Raw genomic sequence first — 26,704 nt, 5'->3', positions numbered from 1 at the left:
TCAGCCATCCCCTCATAAAACACATGCAAATCCGATCGGGGAACGTTAGTGTTTCCCGAGGGCTTTGAAGAGGGCGGCGCGCTGCGCCGGGTGAAGATGAAGCGAATGATCATGATGCTGCTGGTGTCGGCTGCGATGTCCGCTCCGGCCATTGCCGCCTCGGTGACCAACAAGGATGCCGACACGCAGATTCTCGTCATCGTCGAGGACGGAAGCCGCGCGGAGGTGGCGCTGGAGCCGGGCACGACCGAAACGATCTGCCCCTCGGGCTGCTTCCTCACCCTGCCCAACGGCGACCGCATCGCGCTCAACGGCGCCGAGGATGTCGAGATCAAGGGCGGCGGCGCCTCGGTGAAATAGGCCTCCGGCCAGCTTTTCCGCAAACGGCGCGCAAGAAGAGGCGCGCCGTTTTACTTTGCCTGCGAGAAGCGATGCGCTTATACGCCGTCGTGTTTTCAAGCCCTCTAAACTTAACGCTTTCGCAAAGGGTTGTCGTTACGTCTTCAGACGGGGATAATCCATCTTACGAAGGCATATCATGGCGTTTATCGGCATTTCCGGAATGCAGTATTCCGGCGCGTCTCTTTCGCACCACCGTATTCTTGTTGCCGAGGACTCGAATGTCTTCACGTCCATGATCTCGAAGCGGCTGAAGGAGCTTTTCGACATCGATGTCGAGATTTGCCGCAGCTTCGAGGAACTGGAGCTTGCCTACGACAAGTCGACCGACAAGGTCACCCTTGCGATTTCGAACATAAACCTGCCGGGCGCCGAGAATGGCGAGGCGCTGAACTATCTGGTCGATCTTTCCATTCCGACCATCGTCTTCACCGGCACGTTCCAGCAGGCCACGCGCGACCAGCTCCTGTCGAAGGAGATCGTCGACTATATCCTGAAGGACAACATCTTCGCGGTCGACATGCTGGCGGAATCGGTCTGCCGCTTCCTGACCAACCACCAGCATCACGTGCTGATCGTCGACGACAGCGCGACGGCCCGCGCGCTGCTGACGACGCGTCTCAAGCGCTACAATTTCCGCGTCAGCACGGCCGAGAACGGGTCCAGCGCGCTGGCGCTGCTCAAGGCCAACCCCGATATCGCGCTGATGATTACCGACTACAACATGCCGGATATCGACGGCTTCGAGCTGACGCGGCGCATTCGCGGCACGGTTGGCTCGCACCAGTTGCGCATCATCGGCGTCTCATCCTCGACGGACCGCCTGCTGTCGGCCCGCTTCCTCAAGGCCGGCGGCAACGACTTCATCATGCGCCCGTTCATCGACGAGGAGTTCTACTGCCGCGTCAACCAGAACCTCGACACGCTGACGCAGATCCGCACGGCGCGGCAGCGCCAGCAGGCGTAAGGCCCGCCGGGCCTCAGCGCGCGAGGGTCGAGAGCGTCAGCTTGCGCTCGGCGCGCTCCTGCTGGGGCGAGCGGTTGTAGAGTTCGCGATAACACTTGGAGAAGTGCGAGGCGGAGACGAAGCCGCAGGCGACGGCCACCTCCACCACGGGCATCGAGGACTGCACCAGCAGATGGCGCGCGCGGTCGAGCCGGATTTCGAGATAGTAGCGGGCGGGCGAGCGGCCCATTTCCTGACGGAACAGCCGCTCGATCTGCCGGCGGGAGAGGTCGGCGCCGTCGGCGATCTCCAGCAGGGACAGCGGCTCGGCGAGGTTCTTTTCCATCAGTTCGATGATCGACAGGACCTTGGCGTTCTGCACGCCGAGGCGGGCGCGCAGCGGTAGGCGCTGGCGGTCGTGCGGGCCGCGCACGCGGTCGGTCAGCGCCTGTTCGCAGACGCGGTTGACGAGGTTCTCGCCGAAATCCTGGTCGATCAGGTTCAGCATCATGTCCAGCGAGGCGGTGCCGCCGGCACAGGTGTAGATATTGCTGTCGATCTCGTAGAGGTCGGCATAGACGTCGGCCTGCGGGAAGGCCTCGGCGAAGCCCGGCAGGTTCTCCCAGTGGATCGCGCAGCGCTTGCCGGTCAGCAGGCCGGCCTGCGCCAGCACATGCGCGCCCGTACAGAGCGAGCCGACGGCGATGCCGCGGTTATAGACCTCGCGCAGCCAGGCATTGACGGACTTGTTGCTGAAGTCCTCGACATAGATGCCGGAACAGACCAGCACCATGGAGGGCCGGTTCTCGCCGCCGAGATGCTTGCGCTCGTCGGCGAGCGAGGAATTCACCTCGATCCCGATGCCGCTGGAGGAAAGCACCTGCTGGCCGTCCGTTGAGGCGAGCCGCCAGGTATAGGCCTCGTAGCCCAGCATGCGGTTTGCGATGCGCAGCGTCTCGATGGCGGCCGAGAAGGGCAGCATGGAGAAATTGGGCACGAGGAAGAAAACGAGAGAGCGCTTCTTGACGTCTTGCTTGTTCATCGGAGTGTCCATGCCGGGGGAGATGCCGCAAGCGTCGCAGGCGAGGCGGCGGCTGCGCTAGTATTTTTGCGACAGCCACAAGGATGGTTGCGACTGGAGCCTGTCACGTAACGTTGCGATGTCAGGGGCTTCCGGCGGAATTGTGACGGGCGCCGGCTCTTATGTGTTTGCGACGCACCTTACGTAATGGTCAAAACGCGACAAACCTCCTCCATGCGCGCCGGTTTGACATGGCCCGTGCGGGCGGTCACAACGGCGCAGACGATCGAAGGGGACTGCTGGATGCTGCCAGACGGATATTCGGATGTGCCGGCGGGAAAGCTCGCGGCGGTGGTGACCTGCCTTGAGATGTCCGCGCCGATGGAACGCCATGTCGAGATCGACCAGCCCGGCATCGTACTTGCGCCTGTCGAAAAGGCGGACCCCGCCTGGTACGGCGATCTCTACCGCCGCATCGGCGCGCAATGGCTATGGACCTCGCGCCTTGCGATGGCCGAGACGGAGCTTGCCGCGATCCTCCATCATGCGGATGTCGACGTTTATGCCGTGGTGCGGGACGGGCGCGCCGAGGGGTTGCTGGAACTCGATTTCCGGGAAGAGGGAAGCTGTGAACTCGCCTTCTTCGGGCTGACCGAGGCGGTCATCGGCAAAGGAACCGGGCGCTGGCTGATGAACCACGCCATCGCGCGGGCATGGTCGCGGCCGCAGACGCCCATTCGCCGCTTCTGGCTGCATACCTGCACGCTGGATTCGCCGCAGGCGCTGGGCTTTTACATCCGCTCCGGCTTCACGCCGGTCCGGCGGCAGGTCGAAATCTTCGACGACCCCCGGCTGACGGGCGCCCTGCCCATGAGTGCCGCTCCGCATATCCCGATCCTGTAGGCCGCAATGAAAACCGCCGGAGAGACTTTCGAGGTCAGCTCCGGCGGCGTTCGGCGTCGTCTTCCTTCGGCATGTCGCCGCTACAGTCGTCCGTCATCGCGTGTTCTTGTCCCACGCGCGGAAGCCGATGTCCTTGCGCTGGTCATAGGACAGGCCTTCGAGTTCGCGCTGGACGCGGTAGCGCCGCCATGCGGATGCGATGCGTGCAAGGCCATCCTGCACGAGACGGGTAAAGCTGCCGGCGGCTGCGCGCCTTGCCGGGCGATGATCCAATGCTATTGCCATTTCAGGGTCCTTTCGAGCTTGGGAGGTATCGAAAGGTCGCGACCTTGATCGTGACTATCTCGTAACCTCATGCATCACACAAACGAATATATTTGATTGGATGGATCAGCGTTCTTCATGTTTTCCTATGGCCGGCCAGTCGATGTCCTGCTGCAGGTAGAAGGGGAGCTGGTCCAGTTCATAGGCCGTATGGCGGATGGCGGCGCGTTTGCGGCGGGCCGCGATGGCCTCGCCGACGAAGCGCCGGATGGCATAGGAGAATCCGTTTCCACGGACGAGAACGGCGAGATTGGCGCCGTCCGACAACGATTTTTGCGTGTTCATGGCGTTTTTCCTTCCATTCGATGGCTTTGCAGATTGACTATCCGCCCATCTCGTATTTCAATCAAACGAAATGAAGTTAGTCTTTGCTTCAGATTTTCTGATCCATGGAGGCGGCAATGAACCTGCTGATGCGCCAGACGCTCCCCTTGCTGGAGCTGGATATCCTCAGAACCTTCGTGGCGATCGCCGAGACAGGAAATTTCACCACGGCGGCCGAGACCGTGCACCGCACGCCCTCGGCGGTTTCCATGCAGATCAAGAAGCTGGAGGAGCTTCTGGGCTGCACCCTGTTTCGCCGCGACGCGCGCTCGGTGGTGCTGACCCATCACGGCGAGGTGCTGCTGTCCTATGCGCGCCGGCTGATCGCGCTCAGCAACGAGGCGGTCTCGCGCTTCATGATGCCGGAGATGAACGGCGTCGTGCGGCTCGGCGCGCCGGACGACGTGGGCGAGCTTATCCTGCCGGAGGTGCTGCGCCGTTTTGCCGAGACCTATCCGTCCATCGCCGTCAACGTGTCCATCGAGAACAGCGCGAATCTGCGCCGCGCCGTCGCCGAACGCCGGCTCGACCTTGCGATCTTCAACGCGACGGATGGTGTCCTTCCCGTTCCCGGTGAAATCCTGCTCAAGGAGCAGCTTGTGTGGGCGGGCAAGAACTGTGGCAACGCCCATCTGAAGAATCCGCTGCCGGTCTCCGTCTGGGAGGAGGGGTGCATCTGGCGCGCCCGCGCGCTGGAGGAACTCAGCCGGTCGGGCCGGGATTTCCGCGTTGCCTATTTCTGCGCCCATCACATGGGCCAGCGCGCCGCCATCCGCGCGGATCTCGCCGTCGCTCCGCTCGCCCGCTTCCTCGTCGGCGACGACATGGTGGCGCTCGGCGAGAAGGACGGTCTGCCGGATCTCGGCCACTATCTCATCGGCCTCGTGGTCAGCGATGAGGCCGAGACCCCGGCGCAGGCCGTCGCGGATTATATCCGCGCCGCCTTCGCCCGCATGGAGCGCCGGCCGATGGACATGCTGCAGGTCGCCTGCTGAGACCTATTCGTAGGTGTAGGACGCGCACATGTCGGCGTCGCTCTGCGGTGGCTCCGGCGTCGAGAAGACGGCGAGCACCGTGCCGTCGCCGTCGCTCGTCTCCCACGATGCGGCATAGGTCACGGGCGCGCCGCACAGCCTGTTGCCGTTGAGCAGGACCGGATCGCGGGCTTGCGCGAGGCGGAAGACGTGGGCCTCCACCGGCTGGCCGTCGACCGTCAGCCGGTCGGCCACCTGCTCGTCGAAGGTGAGCTGTTCGCCGTTCTCGAAGGTGATGCCGGTCTCGTCCAGCTCTATGTCGCCGGTGATGGACATCGCCGTGTTGCTGACAGCCGCATAGGTATCGGCGAAAGCGGGCGAGGCGAGCACGACACACAGGGCGATGGCGGCGATAGGGGAACTGGTCATGGTGATTCTCATTGTCTTCGGCAGCCCATCGTAGGGCCGCTTTGGGACGAGGAAAAGGCCGGTGACGTCCTTACTCGCGGCTGCGCCGCCTGCGTCGTCCGCCACCTTCGCCGCCGCCATCGTCGGAGAGTACCTTGCGTTCCGGCAGCGTGACCACCTTGGCGAGCTCGGGGAAGGCGTCCACCTTGTTCGGCATGGCCATGGCGTTGACGAAGAGCTGCTGGAAGTTCGGCTCAAGCGCCGTCTCGATCTTCTCGATGCGGGCGACCTCCTTCTCGATCTCGCGGCGATGGTCGCGGTTGAGCAGCGCCATCAGCGCGCCGGTGCCGGCCGCGTTGCCGACGGCCTTCACCTCGGCAAGGTCGCAGTCCGGGATGAGGCCGAGCACCATGGCGTATTTCGGATCGATGAAGGATCCGAACGCGCCGGCGAAGCGGATCGTGTCGACATGCTCGATGCCCTGCTTTTCCATCAGCAGCTTGATGCCGGCATAGAGCGCGGATTTGGCGAGCTGGATGGCTCGGATATCGTTCTGCGTCACCGTGATGCGCGGCTCGCCGTCATGCAGCAGGTAGGAGAAGGTGCGGCCGTTCTGGAGAATGCGCGGGCTGCGCTCGGCCATGGAGCCATCGACCACGCCATCCTCGGAGATGATGCCGGAGAGGTACATTTCAGCGACGACCTCGATGATCGCCGAGCCGCAGATGCCGGTGACGCCGACGCCGGACGCGGCTTCCGCAAAACCCTCCTCGTCGGACCACTTGTCGACGCCGATGACGCGGAACTTCGGCTCCAGCGTGGCGGGGTCGATGCGCACGCGCTCGATGGCGCCAGGGGCGGCGCGCTGGCCGGAGGAGATTTCCGCGCCCTCGAAGGCCGGGCCGGTGGGCGAGGAGGCGGCGACGACGCGGCTCCGGTTACCGAGCACGATTTCCGCATTGGTGCCGACGTCGACCAGCAGCATCATGCGGTCCTGCCGATAGGGGCCTTCCGAAAGCGTCGCGCCTGCCGCATCCGCGCCGACATGGCCGGCGATGCAGGGCAGGGTGTAGAGCCGCGCGCCGCGGTTCACGTCGATATCGATCTCATGCGCCCAGTATTGCAGCGCGCCGGACACGGCGAGGGCGAAGGGCGCCTGGCCGAGTTCCGTTGGATCGATGCCGAGGAAGAGGTGGTGCATGATCGGGTTGGCGACGAACACCATGTCGAGAATATCGTGGCGGTCGACCTCACCTTCCTCGCAGACCTTGCCGATCAGGCCGTTGACGGCCTCGCGCACCGCCTTGGTCATGGCTTCCCGACCGTCCGGGTTCATCATGACGTAGGAAACGCGGCTCATCAGGTCCTCGCCGAAGCGGATCTGCGGGTTCGACGTGCCGGACGAGGCGACGATGCGGCCCGAGAGCAGCGAGACGAGATGCATGGCGATGGTCGTCGAGCCGATATCGCAGGCGATGCCGTAGGCCTCGTTCTTGAGGCCCGGCCAGAGGCCGACGATGAAGGGGCGCGACGAATCCATGTCGCGGTGGATGGCGGCGGTAACGCCCCACTCGCCCTTGCGCAGGATCGACTGGACCTGCGGGATGAGGTGCGGGGCAATCAGCAAATCCTTCCAGCCCCAGTCCTTCTCCAGCATGACCTTGAGACGGTCGAGGTCGCCGAGCGGCTTGTGCATGTCGGGCTCGTCCACCTCGACATAGCAGAGCTGGACGGCGGCGTTGCGCTCGATGACTCGGTCCGTCGCGGCCTTGCGCACGACCTGCGCGTTGATCACGGTGTCCTGCGGCACGTCGACGACGAGGTCACCGAGGATGAGGGCGGAGCAGGAGAGGCGGCGTCCTTCGGGAAGACCGCGGATTTTCTCGTAGCGCTCTTCCTTCGGACCCTTTTCGGAGATGTGGTCGAGCGAAGAGACGATCTTGTGCTTGGCGAAGTTGCCTTCCTGCACCTCGATCTGACAGCGCCCGCAGGTCGCGCGCCCGCCGCATACGCTCTCGACATAGACGCCCAGCTTGCGCGCGGCTTCCAGGACAGGCGTGCCGATCGGGAAGCGGCCGCGCTTGCCCGAGGGCATGAAGAGGACGAGCGGTTCCTTTGCCGAGGCTTCCGTCATATTGGTCTCGCTCTCACCTTCGATGCGCATCGCTCATACTCTCTCTTGCAGACACGGCCGGCCATGTCAGCGCTTCCGGGCGGCGAGGCGCTTCGCATTGCGGCGCACGCGCTTGCCGTAGGGCTTCAAGGCGGCTTCGGAAACGGCGCGGGCAGCGGTTTCGGGCGTCGCCGCCGTCATCAGGGCCTTTGCCAAAGCAAAATTGGCCGCCACGGCGCTTTCCGCCGCGGCAGCCATCTTCTCGGTGACCATCTGGGTCATTTCGGCGGTGTCCTGCGTCGAACCCGTCATTGCGGCCATGCCCATCTCGTGGCAGCGCATGGCGATCACGAAAGGGGCCTCCAGCCAGAGGCTGAAGGCGTCGCGACGAAGCTGACGCCCGCCGGCCACGTTATTCCCGGGCCGCGCCGGCGCCGGCGCGGGCTGCGCGGCCGCCACGGCGACCGCCGCCGGCGGCCGGGGCTGCTGCGGCGGCACCAGCCGCCGCGCCGCCTTCGGCGGGCTTGTGGTCACGGTAGGTCATGATCCAGTTGGTGCAGTTCGCGTCGGTGCCATTGAGCACGTTGGCGGCGCGCACGGCTTCCATTTCCTGCGGGCGGCAGGGGTTCATGATGGCGGAGGTCATGCCGGCGCCGATGACCATCGGGATGAAGCCGGCATTGATGCCATGGCGGTGCGGCAGGCCGAAGGAGATGTTGGAGAGGCCGCAGGTCGTGTTGACCTTGAGTTCGTTGCGCAGGCGATAGAGCAGCTGGAAGACCTGGCGGCCGGCATCGCCGAGAGCGCCGATCGGCATGACGAGCGGGTCGACGACGATGTCATGCGGCTTGATGCCGTGGTCCATGGCGCGCTCGACGATCTTCTTGGCGACGGCGAAGCGCACGTCCGGGTCCATGGAGATGCCGGTCTCGTCGTTCGAGATGGCGACGACCGGAACGTCGTATTTCTTGACCAGCGGGAGAATGGCTTCGAGCTTCTCTTCTTCACCCGTGACCGAGTTCACCAGCGGGCGGCCCTTGGCGACCTTCAGGCCGGCCTCGATGGCGGCGGTGACCGAGGAGTCGATGGCGAGCGGGATGTCGACGAGGCCCTGGACGATCTCCAGCGTCTGGACGAGCAGGCCCGGCTCGGTTTCGTTCGGGTTGACGGAGGTCACGCCCGCATTGATGTCGAGCATCGTCGCGCCGGCGGCGACCTGTTCCAGCGCGTCCTTGATGACGGTCTCGAAATTGCCGGCCTGCATTTCCGCGGCCAGCTTCTTGCGGCCGGTCGGGTTGATGCGTTCGCCAATGACGCAGAAGGGCTGGTCGAAACCGATGACGATTTCGCGGGTGGCCGAGGCGACGATGGTGCGTGTCATTTATGTTCCTCTGAGGCAGGGCGCTGGTTCTGGTCTAGCGCGCGATTTCCGGTGTTACAAGCTTGCCTGCCGGCGCGCGCCGGCAGGGGGAATCAATGGGGTTGCTGTGCGGCCTGTCCGGCCATCTGCTGCTGGTCCTGTTCCTGGCCGTTGCGCGCCGCCTCGATGCGCTCGGCAACGAGCTGGTCGACCGGGTTCGGCTCGCGCTTCCAGGGCTGGCGGCCCTTCAGCACGCCGGAATCATGCACCATTTCCGCGACATATTCTTCCTGGCGGTAGGCCATGACGTGTATGCCCGAAACGCCCTCGATCTCCTTCACCTCGTTGATGATGTCGATGCAGAGCTGCTTGCCTTCCTTCTTCTGGTCCTCCGCGCCTTCGAGGCGCTTGATGACCGCATCGGGAATGTGGATGCCCGGCACGTTGGAGCGGATCCACTTGGCCGTCTTGGCGGACGCCATCGGGCCGACGCCGACGAGAATGTAGCACTTCTCGTGCAGGCCGAGGTCGCGCACCTTCTTCATGTATTCCCGGAACATCGGCACGTCGAAGCAGTACTGGCTCTGCACGAACTGCGCGCCGGCCTCGATCTTCTTGGCGAGGCGGAAGGGGCGGAAGTCGTAGGGCGGGGCGAAGGGGTTGATCGCCGCGCCGAGGAAGACCTTCGGCGGTGTCGTCAATTTGCGGCCCGACAGGAATTTCGAATTGTCGCGCATGATGCGCACGGTTTCCAGCAGCGACATGCAGTCGAGGTCGAAGACCGGCTTTGCGCCCGGCTGGTCGCCGGCCTGCACGCCATCGCCGGTGAGGCACATGATGTTGCACACGCCCATGGCGGCCGCGCCCAGCACGTCGCCCTGGATGGCTATGCGGTTCTTGTCGCGGCAGGCGATCTGCATGATCGGCGCATAGCCCATGCGGGTCAGCAGCGCGCAAATGCCGACGGAGGACATGTGGCAGTTGGCGCCCGAGGCGTCGACCGCGTTGATGCCGTCCACCCAGCCGTCAAAGATCGCGGCGCGCTGGTAGACGTCTTCCGGATTGGCGCTGTCGGGCGGGTTGAGCTCCGTCGTCACGGCGAATTCGCCGCGGCGTAGGACGCGTTCGAGGCGGCCGAGCGAGGAGTGGCCGGGAAGCGGATCGAGCGGGAGGTGCGCGCCGAGCGGGTTTTCGTCGATATGCGCCATGGCTCAGGCGTCCTTTCCGGCAGAGGCGGCGGCTTCCTTGGCCGCGGCGGCTTCGGCCGTCACGCGCAGCCAGGAGGAGGTTTCACGCAGCGACTGGTTCACCGGCTTCTGCACGTTCATGATGGCATTCCCGTTCGCCATGTTCTGCGAGCCTTTCCACGCCTGCACCCAGACGCAGGGCATGTCCGGCTCCACTTCGCAATTGCCGTTGGCGCGCACGCCGCCGCAGGGACCGTTGCGAAGCTGCTTGGGACAGTTCATCGGGCAGGACATGCCCGTGGAGGACAGCGCGCACTGGCCGCACATGCGACAGTCGAAGAGGAAACCCTTCACATGGCGCTCGACGAAGGTGATCGGCCGTTCCACGCGCTGGTAGCCGAAGAGCTTCCAGACTGGATGCAGCAGCAGGAAGCCTTGGGCGAAGCGGTTGTAGAACCACTCGAAGAAGCGCGAATTGCGCACGGCCCACAGGCGGATCGTGTATTTGTGGCGCGAGCGGCGGCTCGGGGAGACGCCGGCCGGGGTGAAGGCGCCGGTGGCGGCCTTCTTGGCGGGCGCGGCATTGCCGGGCTTCTGGACGGCGTCAGCCATTGTCGCGGCCTCCGGCCTTGACGAGGGCGACGAGGCGCTCGCGGTCATAGGCGGCTTCCAGCTCGGCGGCGGCCTTGTCGGCCTCGGCTTCGAGATCGTCGGAAACCGGGACCGGATCGGCCTTGCGCCATTCGGCGAGGTAGTCGTCGGTCTCTGCGGCGCCGGTGCGCATGGCGCACATGTCGATCGCCTCGGTGAAGCGCAGCGACAGCTCCCGCTTGGCGTTCGTGCGGCCCTTCTTGATGATGACCTGGGCGGGGATGTCGCGCCAGTAGACGATGATGCGGTCTGCCATGTGAAAAGGTCTCCTCGCAATGACAATGCTTCGTGGCCGCGTCGCGGGCTGCACTCGCCACGACTGCCCCATGCTCAAAAGCGACGCGGGATTTCGCTGTCCAGAAGTTTTACCAGATGCCGCGGGTCACGCCGTTCCAGAGCCAGGTCCAGATCGGCGGATGATACCATTGCTGCGAGGGCGCCGCTATTTTCAAAGGCTTGAGGTCACCGGAAACCGCATCGCGGAGCGCCGCGACGACGATGCCGGTCGCCGCCGCCGTCTGGAGCAGCGGATAGGTATGCATCGTGTCGCGTTTGGACGGTTCGAGACGATGCTGGTAGAGCACGCCGCCGGTATCCACGCCGGCATCGACGAGATGGACGGTCGCGCCGAAATTTGCCTCGTCGGCCATGACGCGCGACCAGTAGCCGCCCTGCAGGCCACGATATTGCGGATTGATTCCCGCATGCAGGTTGAGGACGGGGCAGGGGATGTCGGCGAGCGTTCCTGCTTTCAGCATGCGGGTGCTGATGAGGAGCAGCGCCGCCGGGCGGATATCCCCGAGCACTTTGAGGAATTCAGGGCTGTTGGCGGAGGGGACGGCGATGCGGGGGATTGCCGGGTCGATTTCGGGGTTCGCGCCGAATGTCTCGAGGATTTCGGCAGCGCGGGCGGTGGTGAAGCGCTTGCCGTATCTGGAGACGACCATGGTCGCGAGCTGCCCCAGCGCCTGTATCCAGCCGAGCTTGCGGGCGCGCCGCCTGATGAAGAGCTGCTTCGATTCGGGCTGCTCCTCGATCACGACGAGGTTCGGGAAGGCTGCCTTGACGGCGTTGACGACGATTTCGGGATTGGTGCCGGGCTGGATCAGCATCGCCACCGTTTCCATCCGCGTCTCGCGTTCCGTCATATCATGCCTCGCCCGGTCTTTGGCGCGCATCATCGTCGGCATGACTTAGGAAGCGGTAACCGGCGCCGGGGATTTGCAGGGCAGGGCTAAGGATTGGCTAACGCGCCCGCAGCAATTCGCCCGTCAGGTCGCCGTAGCCGGTGAAGCGGTATTCATAGGCGAGGCCGAGATAGTCGGCGGCTTCCTTCGCCTTCTGCTGCAGGGCCTCGTCCTCGATCTGCGAGAGATAGACGACCTTGCGGTAATTGCCGAAATACATCTCCTTCAACTGCGGATGCCGGTCGAGGCCGAGCGGCTCGATGACGAAGGAGCGGAACTGGCGGGCGAGGAAGTCGGTGAGGAAGAAGGAGGTCACGTCGTCGTCCTTGGCCGCGAAGGCCTCGTTGCCGACGAAGAAGGAATAACAGTGAGGGCCGGCGATGCGCTCGACGCCCTCGCGCTCGCACACCTTGTCGAGCAGCCCGCCGGTGCCGCAATCGGCATAGCCGACGAAGATGCGCGAAAAGCCCTCGGCCCGGGCTTCCCCGATCGCCTGCTCGACGCCGGGGGCGATCTTTTCCGGATGGGCGTGCCAGATGGCGGGGAGACATTGCAGGTCGATATGGCCGAGGCCGTTCGCATCCCGGATGGCGAGGACTTCGCGGGCGATGGCGCCGCAGGCGATCACCCGTACTTTTTCAGGGGGGGTACGTTCCCCTTCGGGGCTTGCTGGTCTAACTTTCGATTCGAAGTGATTCATGAGGAGATCCTGCCATGACCGCGAAACATCTCGCCCGTTTCGGTATCGTACTCACCGCGCTCGTCCTGCTCAGCGCTTGCGGCAACACCATTCGCGGTATCGGGCGGGATACGGCCAACGCCGTCGACGCGACGAAGGACGCCGGCCACAATATCGCACGCGCCGCCAACTGAGGCGGCTTCGGCGCGTCCGGCCACAGGCGCGGACATATCAGGTAGATCATAGCGGGGCGGCGCCGGTTCAAGACCGCCGCCGCCCGTTTCATTTTCAGCCGGCGAGCATGTTGTGCTTGCGCTTCATGAATTCCTTGGCGGTTTCCACGGCGACGGCCGCGTCGCGGCAGTAGGCATCGGCGCCGACGGCCTTGCCGAATTCCTCGTTCAGCGGCGCACCGCCGACGAGGACGACGTAGTCGTCGCGCAGGCCCTTTTCCTTCATCGTGTCGATGACGACCTTCATGTAGGGCATGGTGGTGGTCAGCAGCGCCGACATGCCGAGAATGTCTGGCTGCTCGCGCTCGATGGCTTCCAGGTAGTTCTCGACCGGGTTGTTGATGCCGAGGTCGATGACGTCGAAGCCCGCGCCTTCCATCATCATGCCGACGAGGTTCTTGCCGATGTCGTGGATGTCGCCCTTGACGGTGCCGATGACCATCTTGCCCTGCTTCGGCGCGCCGGTGGCGGCGAGCAGCGGACGCAGGATCGACATGCCGGCCTTCATCGCATTGGCCGAGAGCAGCACTTCCGGCACGAAGAGGATACCGTCGCGGAAATCGACGCCGACGATGCGCATGCCTTCGACGAGCGCCTGGGTCAGCACGTCATAAGGCGCCCAGCCGCGTTCGAGCAGGATATTCGTGCCCTCTTCGATCTCCTCCTTGAGGCCGTCGTAGAGGTCGTCGTGCATCTGCTGCACAAGCTCTTCGTCGGAGAGATCGGCGAGAATGATTTCGTCGTCAGACATGTTGGTTCCTCGTCTCCATTGGCTCTGCGGTCGGCAGGCTCGTCGTAAAGGAATATCCTTCCTCCCGCGCGCACCTGATTTTGAAAGCGACGTCGCATACAGCGAAAAGCGACCCGCCGAACACTTGTTTCCTCAATACTCTGTAAAGCCGTGAATTGACAGTGCAAACGAGACGATGCCGCTACGCCTGCCGTCGCAAACCCGCTATAGTCAGCGCGACATCGATATCCAGCGTGCGCCACGGCTTGGCGCATTGAGAACCGCCCTCCACCCGGGGCTTGCTAGCATAGGGCAGGAGGCGCGTTCGAGCGCTGGAAGAACAAGGCCGGAAGCACAAGGAAAGACGGATCATGAGCGAGGACATCCAGCAGGCAGCAGGCGAAGGCGGCGGACGCCGTTCGCGTGAGGGGCGCGGCGCGGCCGCGCGGCGCGCATCGCGCACGGGGGGCGGTCCCGGCCCGTCGCTGCCCTACATCACCCGCAAGGTGAAGGAATACGAAGTCCTCGACGAGGAAGGCCTGTCGCTGATCGAGCGCAATGCCGACCGTGTGCTGGAAGAGATCGGCATCGAGTTCCGCGACGACCCGGAAGCGCTTGCGCTCTGGAAGGACGCCGGCGCGGACGTGCGCGGCGAGCGTGTGCATTTCCCCAAGGGCCTCTGCCGTGAGCTTCTGAAGACTGCTCCGTCCGACTTCACCTGGCATGCCCGCAACGCCGAGCGTAACGCCCATATCGGCGGCAAGGCCACCGTCTTCGCCCCGGTCTACGGCCCGCCCTTCGTGCGCGACCTCGACGGCAACCGCCGCTATGCGACCATCGAGGACTTCCGCAATTTCGTGAAGCTCGCCTATATGGCGCCGTCCATGCATTCCTCCGGCGGCACGGTCTGCGAGCCGGTGGACGTTCCGGTGAACAAGCGTCACCTGGACATGATCTACACCCACATCAAATATTCCGACAAGCCGTTCATGGGCTCGGTCACCGCGCCGGAACGCGCGGAAGACACGATCGCCATGGCCAAGCTCGTCTTCGGCGACGATTTCGTCGAGAAGAACACGGTCACGCTCAACCTCATCAACGCCAACTCGCCGATGGTCTTCGACGAGACCATGGTGGGCGCGCTGAAGGTCTATGCCCGCCATAACCAGGCCTGCGTGGTCTCGCCGTTCATCCTGTCGGGCGCCATGAGCCCGGTCACGGTCGCCGGCACGCTGACGCAGATCCTCGCCGAGGTTCTCGCCGGTGCTTCCTTCACCCAGCTCATCCGCAAGGGCGCGCCGGTGTTGTTCGGCACCTTCGCCGCCTCGATCTCCATGCAGTCGGGCGCGCCGACCTTCGGTTCGCCGGAGCCGTCGCTGGTCTCCTACGGCGCGGCGCAGCTCGCCCGCCGCCTCGGCCTGCCGTTCCGTACGGGCGGCTCGCTCTGCGGCTCGAAGATCCCGGATGCGCAGGCGGCCCACGAATCGGCCAACACGCTGAACATGACGCTGCTGGCCGGCACGAACTTCGTGCTGCACGCGGCCGGCTGGCTCGAAGGCGGCCTCGTCGCCTCCTACGAGAAGTTCATGATCGACCAGGACCAGCTCGGCATGCAGCAGAAGTTCGCCGAAGGCATCGACCTTTCGGAGAACGCGCAGGCGCTCGACGCCATCCGCGAAGTCGGCCCGGGCAGCCACTATCTCGGCTGCGCCCATACCCAGGCCAACTTCCAGAGCGCCTTCTACCGCTCGCCGCTTGCCGACAACAACTCGTTCGAACAGTGGGAGATCGAGGGCCAGAAGCGCATCGAGGAGCGCGCCAATGCGCTCTGCCGCACCTGGCTGGAGCACTATGAAGCGCCTTACCTCGATCCGGCGATCGACGATGCGCTGCTGGAGTATGTCGCCAAGCGCAAGGAATCGATGCCGGACGCCTTTACCTGAAAGGGTCCCGATCGCGCCAGGGAGCAAGGCGGGGCAAACCGGGTGGCGGACATGATCCAGAAAGATGTCTGGCGCCCGCATTACGAACTCAAGGGAGACGTGACCCGGTGAGGGCGCGTCACCCCGATACGAAGAACATCCGTGCGGCTCTCGGGCCGCACGGTCTTTTTTTGCGCGGTTTCGTGAATTTCGCCGGGGACGAAGCCGCCCCCAGACTGGCGGACGGACGCCCCGCCGGAAGCGTCCTGCTCGTGGGCAATGTCGGTTCCTCCCTCTGGCCTGCCTTCTCGCGCTGGCGCGAGACGCAGCCGGATCGCGGCGGCGACGATCCCCTGGACAATTGGTCGAAAGCGGTGCTCCGCCCTGTTGCCGCGGCGGTGGACGCCGCCGTCTGGTTTCCCTCCGATCCGCCGTGGCAGCCCTTCCAGCAATGGGCGATGCGCGCGGAGGGGCTGAAAGCCTCGCCGCTCGGCATCCTCATCCATCCCGTCTACGGTCTCTGGCACGGTTATCGCGGCGCGCTGGGCTTTGCGGAGAGGCTCGAGGAGGAGCCGTTCGAGGCGAGACCGCATCCCTGCGATCGCTGTCCCGGCAAGCCTTGCCTGACCACCTGTCCCGCCGGGGCGGTCCATGCGGGAGCCTTCGACGTGCCGGCCTGCCGTTCGCATCTGCGTACGGCGGAAGGGCAGTCGGGCTGCATGCTGTCCGGCTGCCTTGCCCGCGCGGCCTGTCCCGTCGGCGCGGCCTATCGCTATGACGACGCCCAGCTGCGCTTTCACATGGCGGCGCTGTCGCTTTGAGGGGAATCGTCGCTAAATTCGCCGCATTGCGAGGAGAGCCAAGGCCCATGCGGTTCCTTTTGTCTCTTTCATTTCTGTTTCTCACCCTTGTCCTGCGGAGCACCGCCATGGCCGAACCGCCGAAATGTGCCGGGATCGAGCATCTTTCCGGCCGCTACACCGTCTGCACCTTCGATCCGGCGAAGGACACGATCCGGCTCTACGGCGCAAAGACGCTCGGCTCGGTGGGGGCGAGCTACGACCAGCTCAACACGCATCTCCTGCGCAACGGCCAGCATATGAGCTTCGCCATGAATGGCGGCATGTACCATCACGATTACGGACCTGTCGGGCTGTTGGTGGAACACGGCAGGGAGACGGGTGCGCTCAATCACGACGATGCCTTCGGCAACTTCTTCATGAAACCGAATGGCGTCTTCTGGATCGGAGACGGCGGGGCCGGGGTGATGGAGACGGAGGCCTTTGCGAAGGCCGGCCTTTCGCCCGTCGCGGCGACGCAATCCGGGCCGATGCTCGTCATCGACGGAAAGATCCATCCCCGCTTCCTGCCGGACGCCACCAGCCTGCAGATCCGTAACGGCGTCGGCATTTTGCCGGACGGGCGTGTCGCCTTCGCGATTTCCGATGTCCCGGTGCGCTTCCACGATTTCGCGACGCTCTTCCGCGACCGGCTGCGGTGCAAGAATGCGCTCTTCCTCGACGGCAGCATTTCCAGCCTCTATTCGCCGGAAATCCGGCGGCACGACCGGGATGCGGTGATGGGCACGATCATCGCCGTTGTGAAAAAACTGCCCTGGTGAAAAAAATCTCGCTTGTCGCCCAAGGATTGCCGCCCGGCGGACGTCTGAAGGATTAGTGCACGCAATCGGGATGGACCCGTGGAAACAGAACTCGTCGAGAAAGCGGCTTTGGGGGACCGGCAGGCATTCGCCGCGCTGGTCGAAAGCCGCTATGATTTCATCCATGCCGTCGCCTGGCGATGGTGCGGCGACCGGCAGGATGCCGAGGACGTGGCGCAGGAGGTGTGCATACGCCTTGCCGCCGCCATCCGCGGCTTCAAGGGTGCGAGCCGCTTCGGCACCTGGCTCTATACGGTGACGCTGAACGCCGCCCGCGACCAGATGCGCAAGCGCCGCCGGGCCGAATGGCGCGATGCGGCCTATCTGCGCGAGCAGGCGGTGCTGGAGGGCGGCCCGGAAGAGGGCGACAATGAGGAGCTCTGGCAGGCCGTGCGCCAGCTTCCAGACAAGCAGCGCGACGCCGTGCTGCTCATCTACGGCGAGGGCTTGAGCCACGCCGCCGCGGCCGAAGTGCTCGGCTGCGCCGAAACGACGATTTCCTGGCATGTGCACGAGGCCCGCAAGCGCCTGAAGGTGCTTTTGCGCGATGCCGCCGCGTGACGGAAGGATAGACCGATGACCGATCTCGACCTCGAAAAACTCGCCCGCCGCGCACCGCCCGCCGCGCGGGATACTGCGCGCGCCGAGGCGCTTGCCGCTGCCATGCAGGCCTTCGACGATGCAGAAAAAAATGTGACGGCACCCCAAGGTTCGGCCGGTGGCGGGCGTCGAAGCTCCATCTTCAACCGGATATGGAGCCCCATCATGAACCGCAGACTTCTGGCCGGCTCGGCCCTCGCCACCTTGCTCGTCGTGCCCGTCGCCGGCCTCGTCACCTATGAACTGGTGCGCAATGGCACGGTGCCGCTGACAAGCGAAACGCAGATTGCGGCCAAGCCCGTCGATACGGATCAGCGCACCCGCCAGCAGGACGACAAGAAGGAAACGTCGAGCGCGGGCGAGCTTGCGGCTCTTCAGAAATCCAAGCAGGAAAAAGCCCGACAGGATCTGGAAGCGGCCGCCACCGCCAAGGTCGCCGCCGACAGCGCCCAGCCGACGAACACGCCCGCCGTGGAGCCGCTTGCCGAGATGAGCAAGGGGGAGGTTGCCGCCGCCGCGCCGGAATCCCTCGCCGTTGGCGGCGCGGTCGCCACGCAGAACCTCAGCCGCGTCATCGCGCAGCCGTCGGCCGTCGCCGATGAGATCGCCATGCTGGTGCCGGAGGAAGACCGCGAGCGCTTCGCCTCGGCCGATCCCAACCCGGTTAAGAGCGTCGCCACCGATCCCGTCTCGACCTTCTCGGCCGATGTCGACACGGCCTCCTATTCCTATGTGCGCCGGTCGCTGCTCGGCGGCAGCCTGCCGGATGCGGAGGCGGTGCGCGTCGAGGAACTGGTCAATTACTTCCCCTATGACTGGAAGGGGCCGGAGACAGCGGAGAAGCCGTTCAACGCCACCGTCACCGTCATGCCGACGCCGTGGAGCAAGGATACCGAGTTGCTGCATATCGGCATCAAGGGCTTCGAGACCGTGGCGGCGGAGCAGCCCCCGGCCAATCTCGTCTTCCTCATCGACGTCTCCGGCTCCATGGACGAGGCGGACAAGCTGCCGCTGCTGAAGAGCGCCTTCCGCCTGCTGGTCGGCAAGCTGAAGGATACCGACACCGTGTCCATCGTCACCTATGCCGGCGACGCGGGCGTGGTGCTGGAGCCGACGCAGGCGAAGGAGCGGCAGAAGATTCTCGACGCCATCGATAATCTCCAGCCCGGCGGCTCGACGGCCGGCGCGGCGGGTATCGAGACGGCCTACAAGCTTGCCGAAAAGGCCTTCAGGAAGGATGGCGTCAATCGCGTCATGCTGGCGACGGACGGAGATTTCAATGTCGGCCCGGAGAGCGACGAGGATCTGAAGCGCATTATCGAGGAGCGCCGCAAGAGCGGCATCTTCCTCTCCGTGCTCGGCTTCGGCCGCGGCAACTACAATGACGGCATGATGCAGACGCTGGCGCAGAACGGCAACGGCACGGCCGCCTATATCGATACGCTCGCCGAAGCGCAGAAGGCGCTGGTGGAGGAGGCGGGGTCCTCGCTCTTCCCCATCGCCAAGGATGTGAAGTTCCAGATCGAGTTCAACCCGGAGCGTATAGCCGAATACCGCCTGATCGGCTACGAGACCCGCACGCTGAACCGCGAGGACTTCAACAACGACAAGGTGGATGCCGGCGATATCGGCTCCGGCCATCGCGTCACGGCGATCTACGAGGTGACGCCGAAGGGCAGCCCGGCCGTGCTGAACGACCCGCTGCGCTACGGCAAGGGCGAGGCGTCCACGGCGCAGGCCTCGGACGATCAGGAACTCGCCTTCCTCAAGATGCGCTGGAAGAAGCCGGATGGCGACAAGAGCGATCTCGTCACGATGCCGGTGACGGACGCCGATGCGGTTGCCGATGTGAATGCGGCCTCGACCGACGTCCGCTTCTCGGTCGCGGTTGCCGCCTTCGGGCAGAAGCTCAAGGGTGTCTCCGCCCTGCAGGATTACGCCTATGGCTCGATCCTCGGCCTCGCGGAAGCGGCCAAGGGCAACGATCCCTTCGGCTACCGGGCGGAGTTCCTAAAGCTGGTGCAACTGGCGGGGGGGCTTTCCGGACAGAAATAGGCCTCTGCGCGTCGCTTACCCGGCCCGCCGCCTTCACGCGGCGGGCTTTTCCCGGTCATCCCGGGAGCCGTGCGTGGCGGAGGTAGCGGCTGCGCCGTCCCGTTTGCGAAGAGGTGGCGGCAGCAGGCGGATGAGGGGTGCGGTCCAGCGTCTCTCCTTCGCTTGTGGGATAGGCTCACAGTAAGGGGCCACGTTCTCCGTCTCGACGAGGACAAGCCCGACGTCACGCAGCATGTGTTCATCCTTGCGCGCGATCAGCAATCGCAGGGCTTCCCGCTCCGCCCGCGCCTGCCGGTAGCGCCTTATCCTTGCCAGCAATTTTCCGAAAATATCCATGGCCGTCGCCTTTCTTTCTGCGCACAGCCAAGCAAAGCCGTAGACATTTCACAAACGAATAGCGATTATGGCAGGTATCAGAAAAAGCGATGGCGCCATGTATCCTCCGCTCGAAAGCGATCTGCTCAGAATCTTCGTCGCCGTGGCCCAGGCCGGCAATGTCACCCATGCGGGCGAAAAGCTCGGGCGCACGCAATCGGCCGTCAGCATGCAGGTGCGCAAGCTGGAGGAGGCGGTCGGCCTTGCGCTCTTCGAACGTGGGCCGCGCGGGGTCACGCTGACGATGGAAGGCGAGCGGCTGCTGCCTTATGCGCGGCGCATCGTCGGGCTTGTCGACGAGACCACGGCGGCCATGCGCACCCTGCCGCTGGACGGGCCGGTGCGGGTCGGCATCCCGGAAGAATATAACCAGACCGTTCTGCCCGGCGCGCTCGCCGCCTTCGCCGAGACCAATCCGGGCACGGAGGTGACGGTGTTCTGCGGCTACACGGCGCAGCAGATGGAAGCGCTGGAGGCGGACGAACTGGACCTTGCGGTCATCTTCGAATGGGACGGCGGCATTTCCGGCGAGCTTCTGGCCATAGACCCGACGGTCTGGGTGACGTCGCTCGCGCATAACCTGCATCTGGAGCGGCCGGTGCCGGTGGCGTTTTACCGGCGGTCGGTCTGGTGCCGGGAGTTCGCCCAGCGCTCGCTGGAGCGGCACTCCATTTCGTACCGGGTCGCCTATACGAGCGATACGAGCGGCGGCCTGCGCTCGGCGGTCGCGAGCGGCCTTGCCATCGCCCCGCTCGCCCGTAGCAATATTCCGCCGGGCGCGCGCGAACTGACCGCTGCGGACGGCTTTTCACCGGTCGATTCTTCCCGTGTCGTACTGAAGCGCAATCCGCGTCGCGGCGGGCCGGCCATCGATGGCATGGCGGACATGGTTCGCAAGTCCTTCGCGCCGCTGGCGGTGCTTGCCGATCAGGCCTTCGGATAGGCGCGCTCGAGGCCGCCAGAGCGGGTGAGGCCGGTGCGGAATGCGGCGAAGGCCGCGTGCTGGCTGGAGCGCGCCGATTCCATGAGGCGTATCTGCAGGCGGGCGGGCGCCGTGTTGCCGAGCCATTCGCCGAGCTTCTCCAGTTTCAGCGTGTTGAGGAAGCGGGCTTCCGCAGCACGATTGAGGCAGAGGTCGAGGCCTTCGAGCAGGTTCTCGTCCTGCTGCGGCGTTTCCATCAGCAGGCGCAGATAGGCCTGGTCGGCCTCGCCCAATGCCGCAAGCTTGTCGGCGACGGCTTCCCGGTTCGGAAAGGCTGCGGCATCGGCGCTCATGATCATCCCCCAGAATCGCTTTCCTCTTGGATAGGACGGGTAAAAACCGGCTGCAAGCGTGCCGGACGGTATTGGACTGAAAATCCAATATTGACAAAATATCCATAATTGGATTGTTTGTCGCCATGTCTGAATCATCCAATGCCGATACGCTGCTTCGTCAGCATGCCGCCACGGCCGCGGCCATATCGATCCTGCTCCATCCCCATGCCGAGGTCGTGCTGCACGATCTCGAAACGGGTTTGATCGCCGGAATCTGGAATGCCTTTTCCGGCCGCAAGCCGGGCATGGAATCGCTTGTCGAAGACGAACTGGACGAGATCGGCGAGGCGGGAGTCTACGGTCCCTATGAAAAGATCGGCGAGGACGGGCGGCGCCTGAAATCGGTGACGGCCGTTTTGCAGGACGAGTTCGGGCAGGCGCCCGGCCTTCTCTGCATCAACATGGATATTTCGCATTTTGAGGCGGCGGCGAAGCTGCTCTCGGCCTTCACCGGCGCTGCCGCGCCGCGTCCCGCCTCCCTGTTTGCCGGTGACTGGCGCGAGGAGATCAATACGGCGCTGCACGACTGGCTGCGCACGCGCGGGCTGGCCCTGACGGCGCTGAAGAAGGGCGACCGGGTGGAACTGGTCGCCGCGCTCGACCGGCGCGGCCTGTTCCAGACCCGCAATGCCGTCGATCACCTCGCCGGTCTCATGGGGGCCTCGCGCGCCTCCATCTACAACTATCTCGCCGATGCCCGGCGTCCCAACAAGAAGGACAGTATCTCGTGACGACCTTGCCGGATTTCCGCCTCGAAACCCATTTCTCCCGCTGGGAATTCAAGGCGCGCCACCACATGACGGCGAGCGACGCCGAGACCATGACCATGTCGGCGCTGCTGGCGCTTGCCGGTCCCGAGGACCGCGACGCGTGGGATCGTGTCTCGCTCGGCTATACCGAGACCTGGGGCGCGCCGGCGCTCCGCGAAACCATTGCCTCCACCTATGACACGCTTTCAGGTGCGGATATCCTCACCTTCGCCGGTGCGGAGGAGGGGCTTTACTGCGCCATGCTGGCGCTGCTTGCCCCGGGCGATCACGCCATCGTCACCGTACCGAACTACCAGTCGATGGAGACGATGCCGGTCGCCATCGCCGGCAATGTGACGGGCGTCGCGCTGCGGCCGGAAAACCGCTGGCAACCCGATCTCGACGATATCCGCGCCGCGCTGCGGCCGGAAACGAAGCTCATCGCCGTCAACTTCCCGAACAATCCGACCGGCGTCATTGCCGACCAGGCGACCTTCCGGGGCCTTGTCGACCTCTGCGCCGAGCGCGGCATCCATCTCTTTTCCGACGAGGTCTATCGCGGGCTGGAGATCGATCCGGGCAAGCGGCTGCCGCAGGCGGCGGACCTTTTCGACAAGGGCATTTCCCTCAATGTCATGTCCAAGGCCTATGGCCTGCCGGGCTTGCGCATCGGCTGGATCGCCAGCCGCGACCATGCCCTCCTGTCGCGCATGGAGAAGATGAAGCACTACCTGTCCATCTGCAATGCGCGGCCCTCCGAGGTGCTGGCGAGCATTGCGCTCAAGGCGCGCGAGACGATCTTTTCCCGCAATCGTGCGCTCTGCGCGGAAAACATGGCGAAGCTCGGCGCGTTCTTTGCCGAACACCCGCATCTCTACGAGTGGACCGAGCCGGACGGCGGCTGCGTCGCCTTTGCGCGCTATCTCGGCAAGGACGGCGTGGAGGAGCATTGCCGCCGGCTGGTGGAGGAGAAGGGCGTGCTCCTGCTGCCCTCCAGCCTTTTCGTCTCGGACCTCCTGCCCGTGCCGATGGATCGTTTCCGCGTCGGCGTCGGTCGCAGCAATATCGATGCCGGGCTTGAAGCCTGGCGGGAGTTTCTGGCAACGGCCTGAGGCGCACAAGAAAAAGCCGCCCGCGGCGCTTGCCGGGGCGGCTTGACTTGGATCTCGTCGGGATCAGCTCCGGCGACGGCCGCCGCGCTCGCGGGCAGGGGCCGCGGCGCTTTCGTCGGCGGTCTTGTTGCGCAGCGGGCCGATCTTCTCGATGATCGTTTCCAGCGTCGGGCGCTCGCGCGGTTCGTGGGCGTCGAGTGCCACGCGCATGGCGGCGAGGTGCTCGCAGGACGTGCCGCAGCAGCCGCCGATGATGCGCGCGCCGGCATCACGGGCAAGGCGGGCATATTCGGCCATCAGCGGCGGCGTGCCGGAATAGTAGATCTCAGCCCCGCGATATTCCGGGATGCCGCAATTGCCCTTGACGACCACGGTCGCGGATGGGGCAGCGCCCGTCATGTCGAGCAGCGAGGACAGGATATCGGATGCGCCGACGCCGCAATTGGCCCCGACGGCGAGCGGGCCGGAGCCGATGTCGCCGGCAACGCCGTGGATGTCCTTCGGATGCAGGCCCATCATCGTCTTGCCGGCCGTATCGAACGAGCCGGTATAGACGAAGGGCATGCCGGTCTTGGTGGCCGCTTCCGCCGCCGCGCGGATTTCCTCCGGCGAGGACATGGTCTCGATCCAGGCGACATCAGCGCCGCCGGCCTTGAGGCCCTCGATCTGTTCGGCGAAGGCGGCGACCGCGTCCTCATAGGTCAGCGCGCCGAGCGGGATCAGCAGCTCGCCCGTCGGGCCGACGGAGCCGGCGACGATGACCTTGCGCGGCGCCTTGTCGGCGACGGCGCGGGCGATCTCGGCGGCCTTCCTGTTGAGTTCGAAGACGCGGTCCTGCGCGTGATGCAGCTTCAGGCGATGGCGCGTGCCGCCGAAAGTATTGGTCAGGATGATATCCGCGCCCGCATCGACGAAGTCCTGATGCAGCTTCGTGATGTTCTCCGGCTTCGCCTCGTTCCACAGTTCCGGCGCTTCGCCGGCTTCAAGGCCCATGGCGAAGAGCGAGGTGCCGGTGGCGCCGTCGGCAAGCAGGAAAGGCTTTTCGGCAAGAAGCTGAGCAAGCGGGTTCGTCGCGGTCATGGGAGGATCCTTCTGTTTGTCGCATCATATAAAGATTTCTTTATGTGAATGCAACGACAGGCTTCGGCAAAAGAAAAGGGCGCCTTGCGGGCGCCCTCCCGTTCTGCATCGCCGTCGCTTTCAGGCCGCTTTCGTCTCGTGGCTCGCCGAGGTCACCATCGCGGCGATAACGGCGCTGAGGCTGAGCGCGCCGAGCGGCCTGCCGGCCTCGTCGACCACATGGGCCAGCGTCTGGTTGGCCGAGGTCATGGCGCGGGCGGCCTCCTCGAGCACGGTGCCGCTCCGGATCGGCATGCCCTCGGGATTGCCGGAAAGGGGCGCCATGATGGTCTCGACATTGACGACGCGGCCGCGGTTCACTTCCTTGACGAAGGCCGTGATGTATTCGTCCGCCGGGTTGAGCACGATCTCCTGGCCGGTGCCCTGCTGCACCACCATGCCGTCGCGCAGGATGGCGATCTTGTCGCCGAGGCGTAGCGCTTCGTCCAGATCGTGCGTGATGAAGACGACGGTCTTCTTCAGTTCCTTCTGCAGGTCGAGAAGCACGGTCTGCATGTCGACGCGGATCAGGGGGTCGAGCGCCGAATAGGCTTCATCCATCAGGAGGATGTCTGCGTCGTTGGTGAGCGCGCGGGCAAGGCCGACGCGCTGCTGCATGCCGCCCGAAAGCTGATTGGGATAATGGTTCTCGAAGCCGGCAAGGCCGACGCGGGCGATCCACTGTTTAGCGCGCTTTTCGCGCTCGGCGGCGGCGACACCCTGGATTTCGAGGCCGTAGACGGTGTTTTCCAGCACGGTTCGGTGTGGCAGCAGCGCGAATTTCTGGAACACCATGGCGGTCTTGTGCCGGCGGAACTCGCGAAGGTCGTTCTCGTTCATGCGACAGACGTCGACGCCGTCATAGAGGACTTCGCCGGCGGTCGGGTCGATCAGGCGGTTGATATGGCGGATGAGGGTGGATTTGCCCGAGCCGGAAAGGCCCATGACCACCATGATGCCGCCGGCCGGCATGGAGATGTTGATGTCGCGCAGGCCGAGCACATGGCCGTATTTCTGGTTCAGTTCCGCCTTGCCCATACCGTTCTTGACGGCATCGACGTAGTCGCCGCCGCGGGGTCCGAAGATCTTGTAGAGATTGCGGACCTCGATTGCATGACTAACCATGAATTCCCTCCGAATGCTTGTGCAGCCGCTGGCCTGTCTTGCGCGCCCATCGCCGATGGGGATCGGCGGAGCGCGGTTCCTTCAGGATTGGTGCGGGATTATTCTTGTTCTGGTCCCTGTTCCCCGCATTGTCATTGCATGAACCGCCGCCCGACAGTGTACTGTTTGCGACCTCTTCGCTTTTTTGATGCGCGTGCGGCCGTTCTTCCCGAAAATCCGCTCAGAGCGCCGCCTTGATCTTGTCGGCGACTTCCGGGCTGACCCAGCCGGTCCACATGTCGGGATAGGTCGCCAGGAAATGCTTTGCGGCGTCCTCGCTCGTTGCCGTGTTCTCCGCCTTCCAGGCGAGCACCTTGCTGACGGTGCCGTTGTCCCAGCTCCGGGCGCTCATGTAGTCCATGGCGACGGCTGCCTTTTTGACAAAGGCCTCGGTCACGATGGTGAAGACATCCGAGGTTGGGAAGGAGTTGACCTTGGGGTTCGGGCAATCCGGCACCGCGGTGCAGGCGTCCCATTCGGCCTTGTCGTGCTCGATGCCGAAGGAGAGCTTCGTCATCTCGTATTTGCCGAGCAGCGCGGTCGGCGCCCAGTAGTAGCCGAGCCAGCCGGTCTTTGTCTCGAAGGCCTTGGCGATCGAGGCGTCGAGACCCGCGGCCGAGCCGGTGTCGACCAGCTCGAAATTCAATTCGTCCGCCTTCAGCGCTCTGAAGAGGTTGGCGGTGGAAACCTGGCAGCTCCAGCCGGCCGGGCAATTGTAGACCGCGCTCTTTTCCGGATTGTCCTGGGCGGGGAAAAGCTGCGGCTGCTTCAGGGCGTCGGCGACCGTCTTGATCTCCGGGTGCTCGTCGGCCAGGAATTTCGGGATCCACCAGCCTTCGACGCCACCGTCGGCAAGCAGCGGGGCGAGCTGGAACAGGCGGCCCTTGGCGATGGCGGCGTTGAGCTGCGTGCGCACGGCGTTCACCCACAATTCGGGCGCGACGTCCGGCTTTCCCGTCTCCTTCATGCTGGTGAAGGTCGACATCGTATCGCCCGGCACGAGCGTGACCGTGCAGCCATAACCCTTTTCGAGGATCAGCCTGTCGATATGGGCTGCGATGCTCGCCGAATCCCAGTTCATCTCGGCGATGCTGACCTTGCCGCACTCCGCCGCCTGCACGGAACCGGCAGCAGCGAAAAGCCCGGCGGCAAGGAGCGTGGAGGCAAGCAGCGTCTTCATGGGGCAAAGACC

Annotated in this window: 31 protein-coding genes; 13 read left to right on the top strand and 18 right to left on the bottom strand. The window is 64.7% G+C overall.

What is annotated here, in order from left to right; genetic code table 11:
* Positions 1-48 precede the first annotated feature (48 nt).
* A complete protein-coding gene (locus MOE34_RS10745) occupies positions 49-360 on the top strand; it encodes a hypothetical protein (protein WP_347342756.1) in 312 nt (103 codons plus the stop codon).
* Between the two features lie 178 nt (positions 361-538).
* The gene (locus tag MOE34_RS10740) at positions 539-1,366 is read left to right on the top strand and encodes a response regulator (RefSeq protein WP_242223576.1); all 828 of its coding nucleotides are present in this window, start codon (positions 539-541) and stop codon (positions 1,364-1,366) included.
* A 13-nt stretch (positions 1,367-1,379) separates the two neighbouring features.
* Here MOE34_RS10740 and MOE34_RS10735 read toward each other — a convergent pair whose 3' ends face one another.
* Positions 1,380-2,387, bottom strand: a complete 1,008-nt coding sequence (locus tag MOE34_RS10735) for a GlxA family transcriptional regulator (protein WP_160784549.1) — start codon at positions 2,385-2,387, stop codon at positions 1,380-1,382.
* A gap of 282 nt (positions 2,388-2,669) precedes the next feature.
* On the opposite strand from MOE34_RS10735, the gene MOE34_RS10730 reads away from it, so the two are divergent.
* A complete protein-coding gene (locus MOE34_RS10730; RefSeq protein WP_242223574.1) occupies positions 2,670-3,269 on the top strand; it encodes a GNAT family N-acetyltransferase in 600 nt (199 codons plus the stop codon).
* A 93-nt stretch (positions 3,270-3,362) separates the two neighbouring features.
* On the opposite strand, the gene MOE34_RS10725 is transcribed toward MOE34_RS10730, so the two are convergent.
* Positions 3,363-3,554 (bottom strand): hypothetical protein, encoded by a 192-nt coding sequence (locus MOE34_RS10725; protein ID WP_242223571.1) that lies wholly within the window; start codon positions 3,552-3,554, stop codon positions 3,363-3,365.
* 105 nt (positions 3,555-3,659) lie between these two features.
* Positions 3,660-3,878: a hypothetical protein gene (locus MOE34_RS10720; protein ID WP_242223568.1), complete on the bottom strand. Its 219-nt coding sequence runs from the start codon at positions 3,876-3,878 to the stop codon at positions 3,660-3,662.
* Positions 3,879-3,994: 116 nt separating this feature from the next.
* Here MOE34_RS10720 and MOE34_RS10715 point away from each other — a divergent pair, with 116 nt between their 5' ends.
* Entirely contained in the window at positions 3,995-4,912 is a 918-nt protein-coding gene (locus MOE34_RS10715; RefSeq protein WP_242223565.1) for a LysR family transcriptional regulator, read from the top strand.
* A gap of 3 nt (positions 4,913-4,915) precedes the next feature.
* Here MOE34_RS10715 and MOE34_RS10710 read toward each other — a convergent pair whose 3' ends face one another.
* The 9 genes from MOE34_RS10710 to MOE34_RS10670 form a co-directional block, all read right to left on the bottom strand.
* Complete coding sequence (locus MOE34_RS10710; protein ID WP_242223563.1) at positions 4,916-5,320, bottom strand: hypothetical protein; 405 nt, start codon at positions 5,318-5,320, stop codon at positions 4,916-4,918.
* A gap of 70 nt (positions 5,321-5,390) precedes the next feature.
* Positions 5,391-7,463: an ASKHA domain-containing protein gene (locus MOE34_RS10705; RefSeq protein ID WP_242223561.1), complete on the bottom strand. Its 2,073-nt coding sequence runs from the start codon at positions 7,461-7,463 to the stop codon at positions 5,391-5,393.
* Positions 7,464-7,499: 36 nt separating this feature from the next.
* Positions 7,500-7,823 (bottom strand): hypothetical protein, encoded by a 324-nt coding sequence (locus MOE34_RS10700; RefSeq protein ID WP_242223557.1) that lies wholly within the window; start codon positions 7,821-7,823, stop codon positions 7,500-7,502.
* A gap of 1 nt (position 7,824) precedes the next feature.
* Entirely contained in the window at positions 7,825-8,793 is a 969-nt protein-coding gene (locus MOE34_RS10695) for a methyltetrahydrofolate cobalamin methyltransferase (RefSeq protein WP_242223554.1), read from the bottom strand.
* A 92-nt stretch (positions 8,794-8,885) separates the two neighbouring features.
* On the bottom strand, positions 8,886-9,980 hold the full coding sequence (locus MOE34_RS10690; protein WP_242223551.1) for a methylenetetrahydrofolate reductase: 1,095 nt from the start codon (positions 9,978-9,980) through the stop codon (positions 8,886-8,888).
* A 3-nt stretch (positions 9,981-9,983) separates the two neighbouring features.
* On the bottom strand, positions 9,984-10,571 hold the full coding sequence (locus MOE34_RS10685; RefSeq protein ID WP_242223549.1) for a methylenetetrahydrofolate reductase C-terminal domain-containing protein: 588 nt from the start codon (positions 10,569-10,571) through the stop codon (positions 9,984-9,986).
* Positions 10,564-10,866, bottom strand: a complete 303-nt coding sequence (locus tag MOE34_RS10680; protein WP_160784539.1) for a virulence factor — start codon at positions 10,864-10,866, stop codon at positions 10,564-10,566. Before MOE34_RS10680 ends, MOE34_RS10685 begins: the two co-directional genes overlap by 8 nt.
* A gap of 109 nt (positions 10,867-10,975) precedes the next feature.
* A complete protein-coding gene (locus MOE34_RS10675; protein WP_242223547.1) occupies positions 10,976-11,758 on the bottom strand; it encodes a formyl transferase in 783 nt (260 codons plus the stop codon).
* 97 nt (positions 11,759-11,855) lie between these two features.
* The gene (locus tag MOE34_RS10670; protein ID WP_242223544.1) at positions 11,856-12,497 is read right to left on the bottom strand and encodes a DUF1638 domain-containing protein; all 642 of its coding nucleotides are present in this window, start codon (positions 12,495-12,497) and stop codon (positions 11,856-11,858) included.
* 14 nt (positions 12,498-12,511) lie between these two features.
* Here MOE34_RS10670 and MOE34_RS10665 point away from each other — a divergent pair, with 14 nt between their 5' ends.
* Positions 12,512-12,670 carry an entericidin gene (locus MOE34_RS10665; RefSeq protein ID WP_242223542.1) on the top strand — a complete coding sequence of 53 codons (159 nt, stop codon included), beginning with the start codon at positions 12,512-12,514 and terminating at the stop codon, positions 12,668-12,670.
* Between the two features lie 94 nt (positions 12,671-12,764).
* On the opposite strand, the gene MOE34_RS10660 is transcribed toward MOE34_RS10665, so the two are convergent.
* Entirely contained in the window at positions 12,765-13,460 is a 696-nt protein-coding gene (locus MOE34_RS10660) for a corrinoid protein (protein WP_023514481.1), read from the bottom strand.
* A gap of 350 nt (positions 13,461-13,810) precedes the next feature.
* Here MOE34_RS10660 and MOE34_RS10655 point away from each other — a divergent pair, with 350 nt between their 5' ends.
* From MOE34_RS10655 to MOE34_RS10635, 5 genes are all read left to right on the top strand, one after another.
* Positions 13,811-15,382 carry a trimethylamine methyltransferase family protein gene (locus MOE34_RS10655; RefSeq protein ID WP_242223539.1) on the top strand — a complete coding sequence of 524 codons (1,572 nt, stop codon included), beginning with the start codon at positions 13,811-13,813 and terminating at the stop codon, positions 15,380-15,382.
* Between the two features lie 107 nt (positions 15,383-15,489).
* Positions 15,490-16,182, top strand: a complete 693-nt coding sequence (locus MOE34_RS10650) for a ferredoxin (protein WP_242223536.1) — start codon at positions 15,490-15,492, stop codon at positions 16,180-16,182.
* 107 nt (positions 16,183-16,289) lie between these two features.
* On the top strand, positions 16,290-16,982 hold the full coding sequence (locus MOE34_RS10645) for a phosphodiester glycosidase family protein (protein WP_242223533.1): 693 nt from the start codon (positions 16,290-16,292) through the stop codon (positions 16,980-16,982).
* A gap of 78 nt (positions 16,983-17,060) precedes the next feature.
* The gene (locus tag MOE34_RS10640; RefSeq protein WP_242223530.1) at positions 17,061-17,582 is read left to right on the top strand and encodes an RNA polymerase sigma factor; all 522 of its coding nucleotides are present in this window, start codon (positions 17,061-17,063) and stop codon (positions 17,580-17,582) included.
* 15 nt (positions 17,583-17,597) lie between these two features.
* Positions 17,598-19,676, top strand: a complete 2,079-nt coding sequence (locus MOE34_RS10635) for a vWA domain-containing protein (RefSeq protein ID WP_242223528.1) — start codon at positions 17,598-17,600, stop codon at positions 19,674-19,676.
* A gap of 33 nt (positions 19,677-19,709) precedes the next feature.
* On the opposite strand, the gene MOE34_RS10630 is transcribed toward MOE34_RS10635, so the two are convergent.
* On the bottom strand, positions 19,710-20,012 hold the full coding sequence (locus MOE34_RS10630) for a hypothetical protein (protein WP_242223526.1): 303 nt from the start codon (positions 20,010-20,012) through the stop codon (positions 19,710-19,712).
* A gap of 97 nt (positions 20,013-20,109) precedes the next feature.
* On the opposite strand from MOE34_RS10630, the gene MOE34_RS10625 reads away from it, so the two are divergent.
* On the top strand, positions 20,110-20,994 hold the full coding sequence (locus MOE34_RS10625; protein ID WP_242223904.1) for a LysR family transcriptional regulator: 885 nt from the start codon (positions 20,110-20,112) through the stop codon (positions 20,992-20,994).
* Here the strand turns inward: MOE34_RS10625 and MOE34_RS10620 are convergent.
* On the bottom strand, positions 20,979-21,326 hold the full coding sequence (locus MOE34_RS10620; protein WP_242223524.1) for a hypothetical protein: 348 nt from the start codon (positions 21,324-21,326) through the stop codon (positions 20,979-20,981). The genes MOE34_RS10625 and MOE34_RS10620 overlap by 16 nt on opposite strands.
* Positions 21,327-21,451: 125 nt before the next feature.
* Here MOE34_RS10620 and MOE34_RS10615 point away from each other — a divergent pair, with 125 nt between their 5' ends.
* Both MOE34_RS10615 and MOE34_RS10610 read left to right on the top strand, forming a co-directional pair.
* Positions 21,452-22,099: a helix-turn-helix transcriptional regulator gene (locus MOE34_RS10615; protein WP_242223521.1), complete on the top strand. Its 648-nt coding sequence runs from the start codon at positions 21,452-21,454 to the stop codon at positions 22,097-22,099.
* Positions 22,096-23,229, top strand: a complete 1,134-nt coding sequence (locus tag MOE34_RS10610; protein ID WP_242223520.1) for an aminotransferase class I/II-fold pyridoxal phosphate-dependent enzyme — start codon at positions 22,096-22,098, stop codon at positions 23,227-23,229. The genes MOE34_RS10615 and MOE34_RS10610 overlap by 4 nt, the downstream gene beginning before the upstream one ends.
* Positions 23,230-23,292: 63 nt before the next feature.
* On the opposite strand, the gene bmt is transcribed toward MOE34_RS10610, so the two are convergent.
* From bmt to MOE34_RS10595, 3 genes are all read right to left on the bottom strand, one after another.
* Positions 23,293-24,309, bottom strand: coding sequence for a betaine--homocysteine S-methyltransferase (bmt, locus tag MOE34_RS10605; protein WP_242223518.1), 1,017 nt, complete (start codon positions 24,307-24,309; stop codon positions 23,293-23,295).
* A gap of 120 nt (positions 24,310-24,429) precedes the next feature.
* The gene (locus MOE34_RS10600) at positions 24,430-25,473 is read right to left on the bottom strand and encodes a quaternary amine ABC transporter ATP-binding protein (RefSeq protein WP_242223515.1); all 1,044 of its coding nucleotides are present in this window, start codon (positions 25,471-25,473) and stop codon (positions 24,430-24,432) included.
* 220 nt (positions 25,474-25,693) lie between these two features.
* On the bottom strand, positions 25,694-26,692 hold the full coding sequence (locus MOE34_RS10595) for an ABC transporter substrate-binding protein (protein WP_242223513.1): 999 nt from the start codon (positions 26,690-26,692) through the stop codon (positions 25,694-25,696).
* Positions 26,693-26,704: the final 12 nt, after the last annotated feature.

The sequence above is a fragment of the Shinella zoogloeoides genome (genome assembly GCF_022682305.1).
In the GTDB taxonomy this organism is placed as follows: domain Bacteria; phylum Pseudomonadota; class Alphaproteobacteria; order Rhizobiales; family Rhizobiaceae; genus Shinella; species Shinella zoogloeoides_B.
This window is presented reverse-complemented; position numbering and strand designations above follow the sequence as displayed.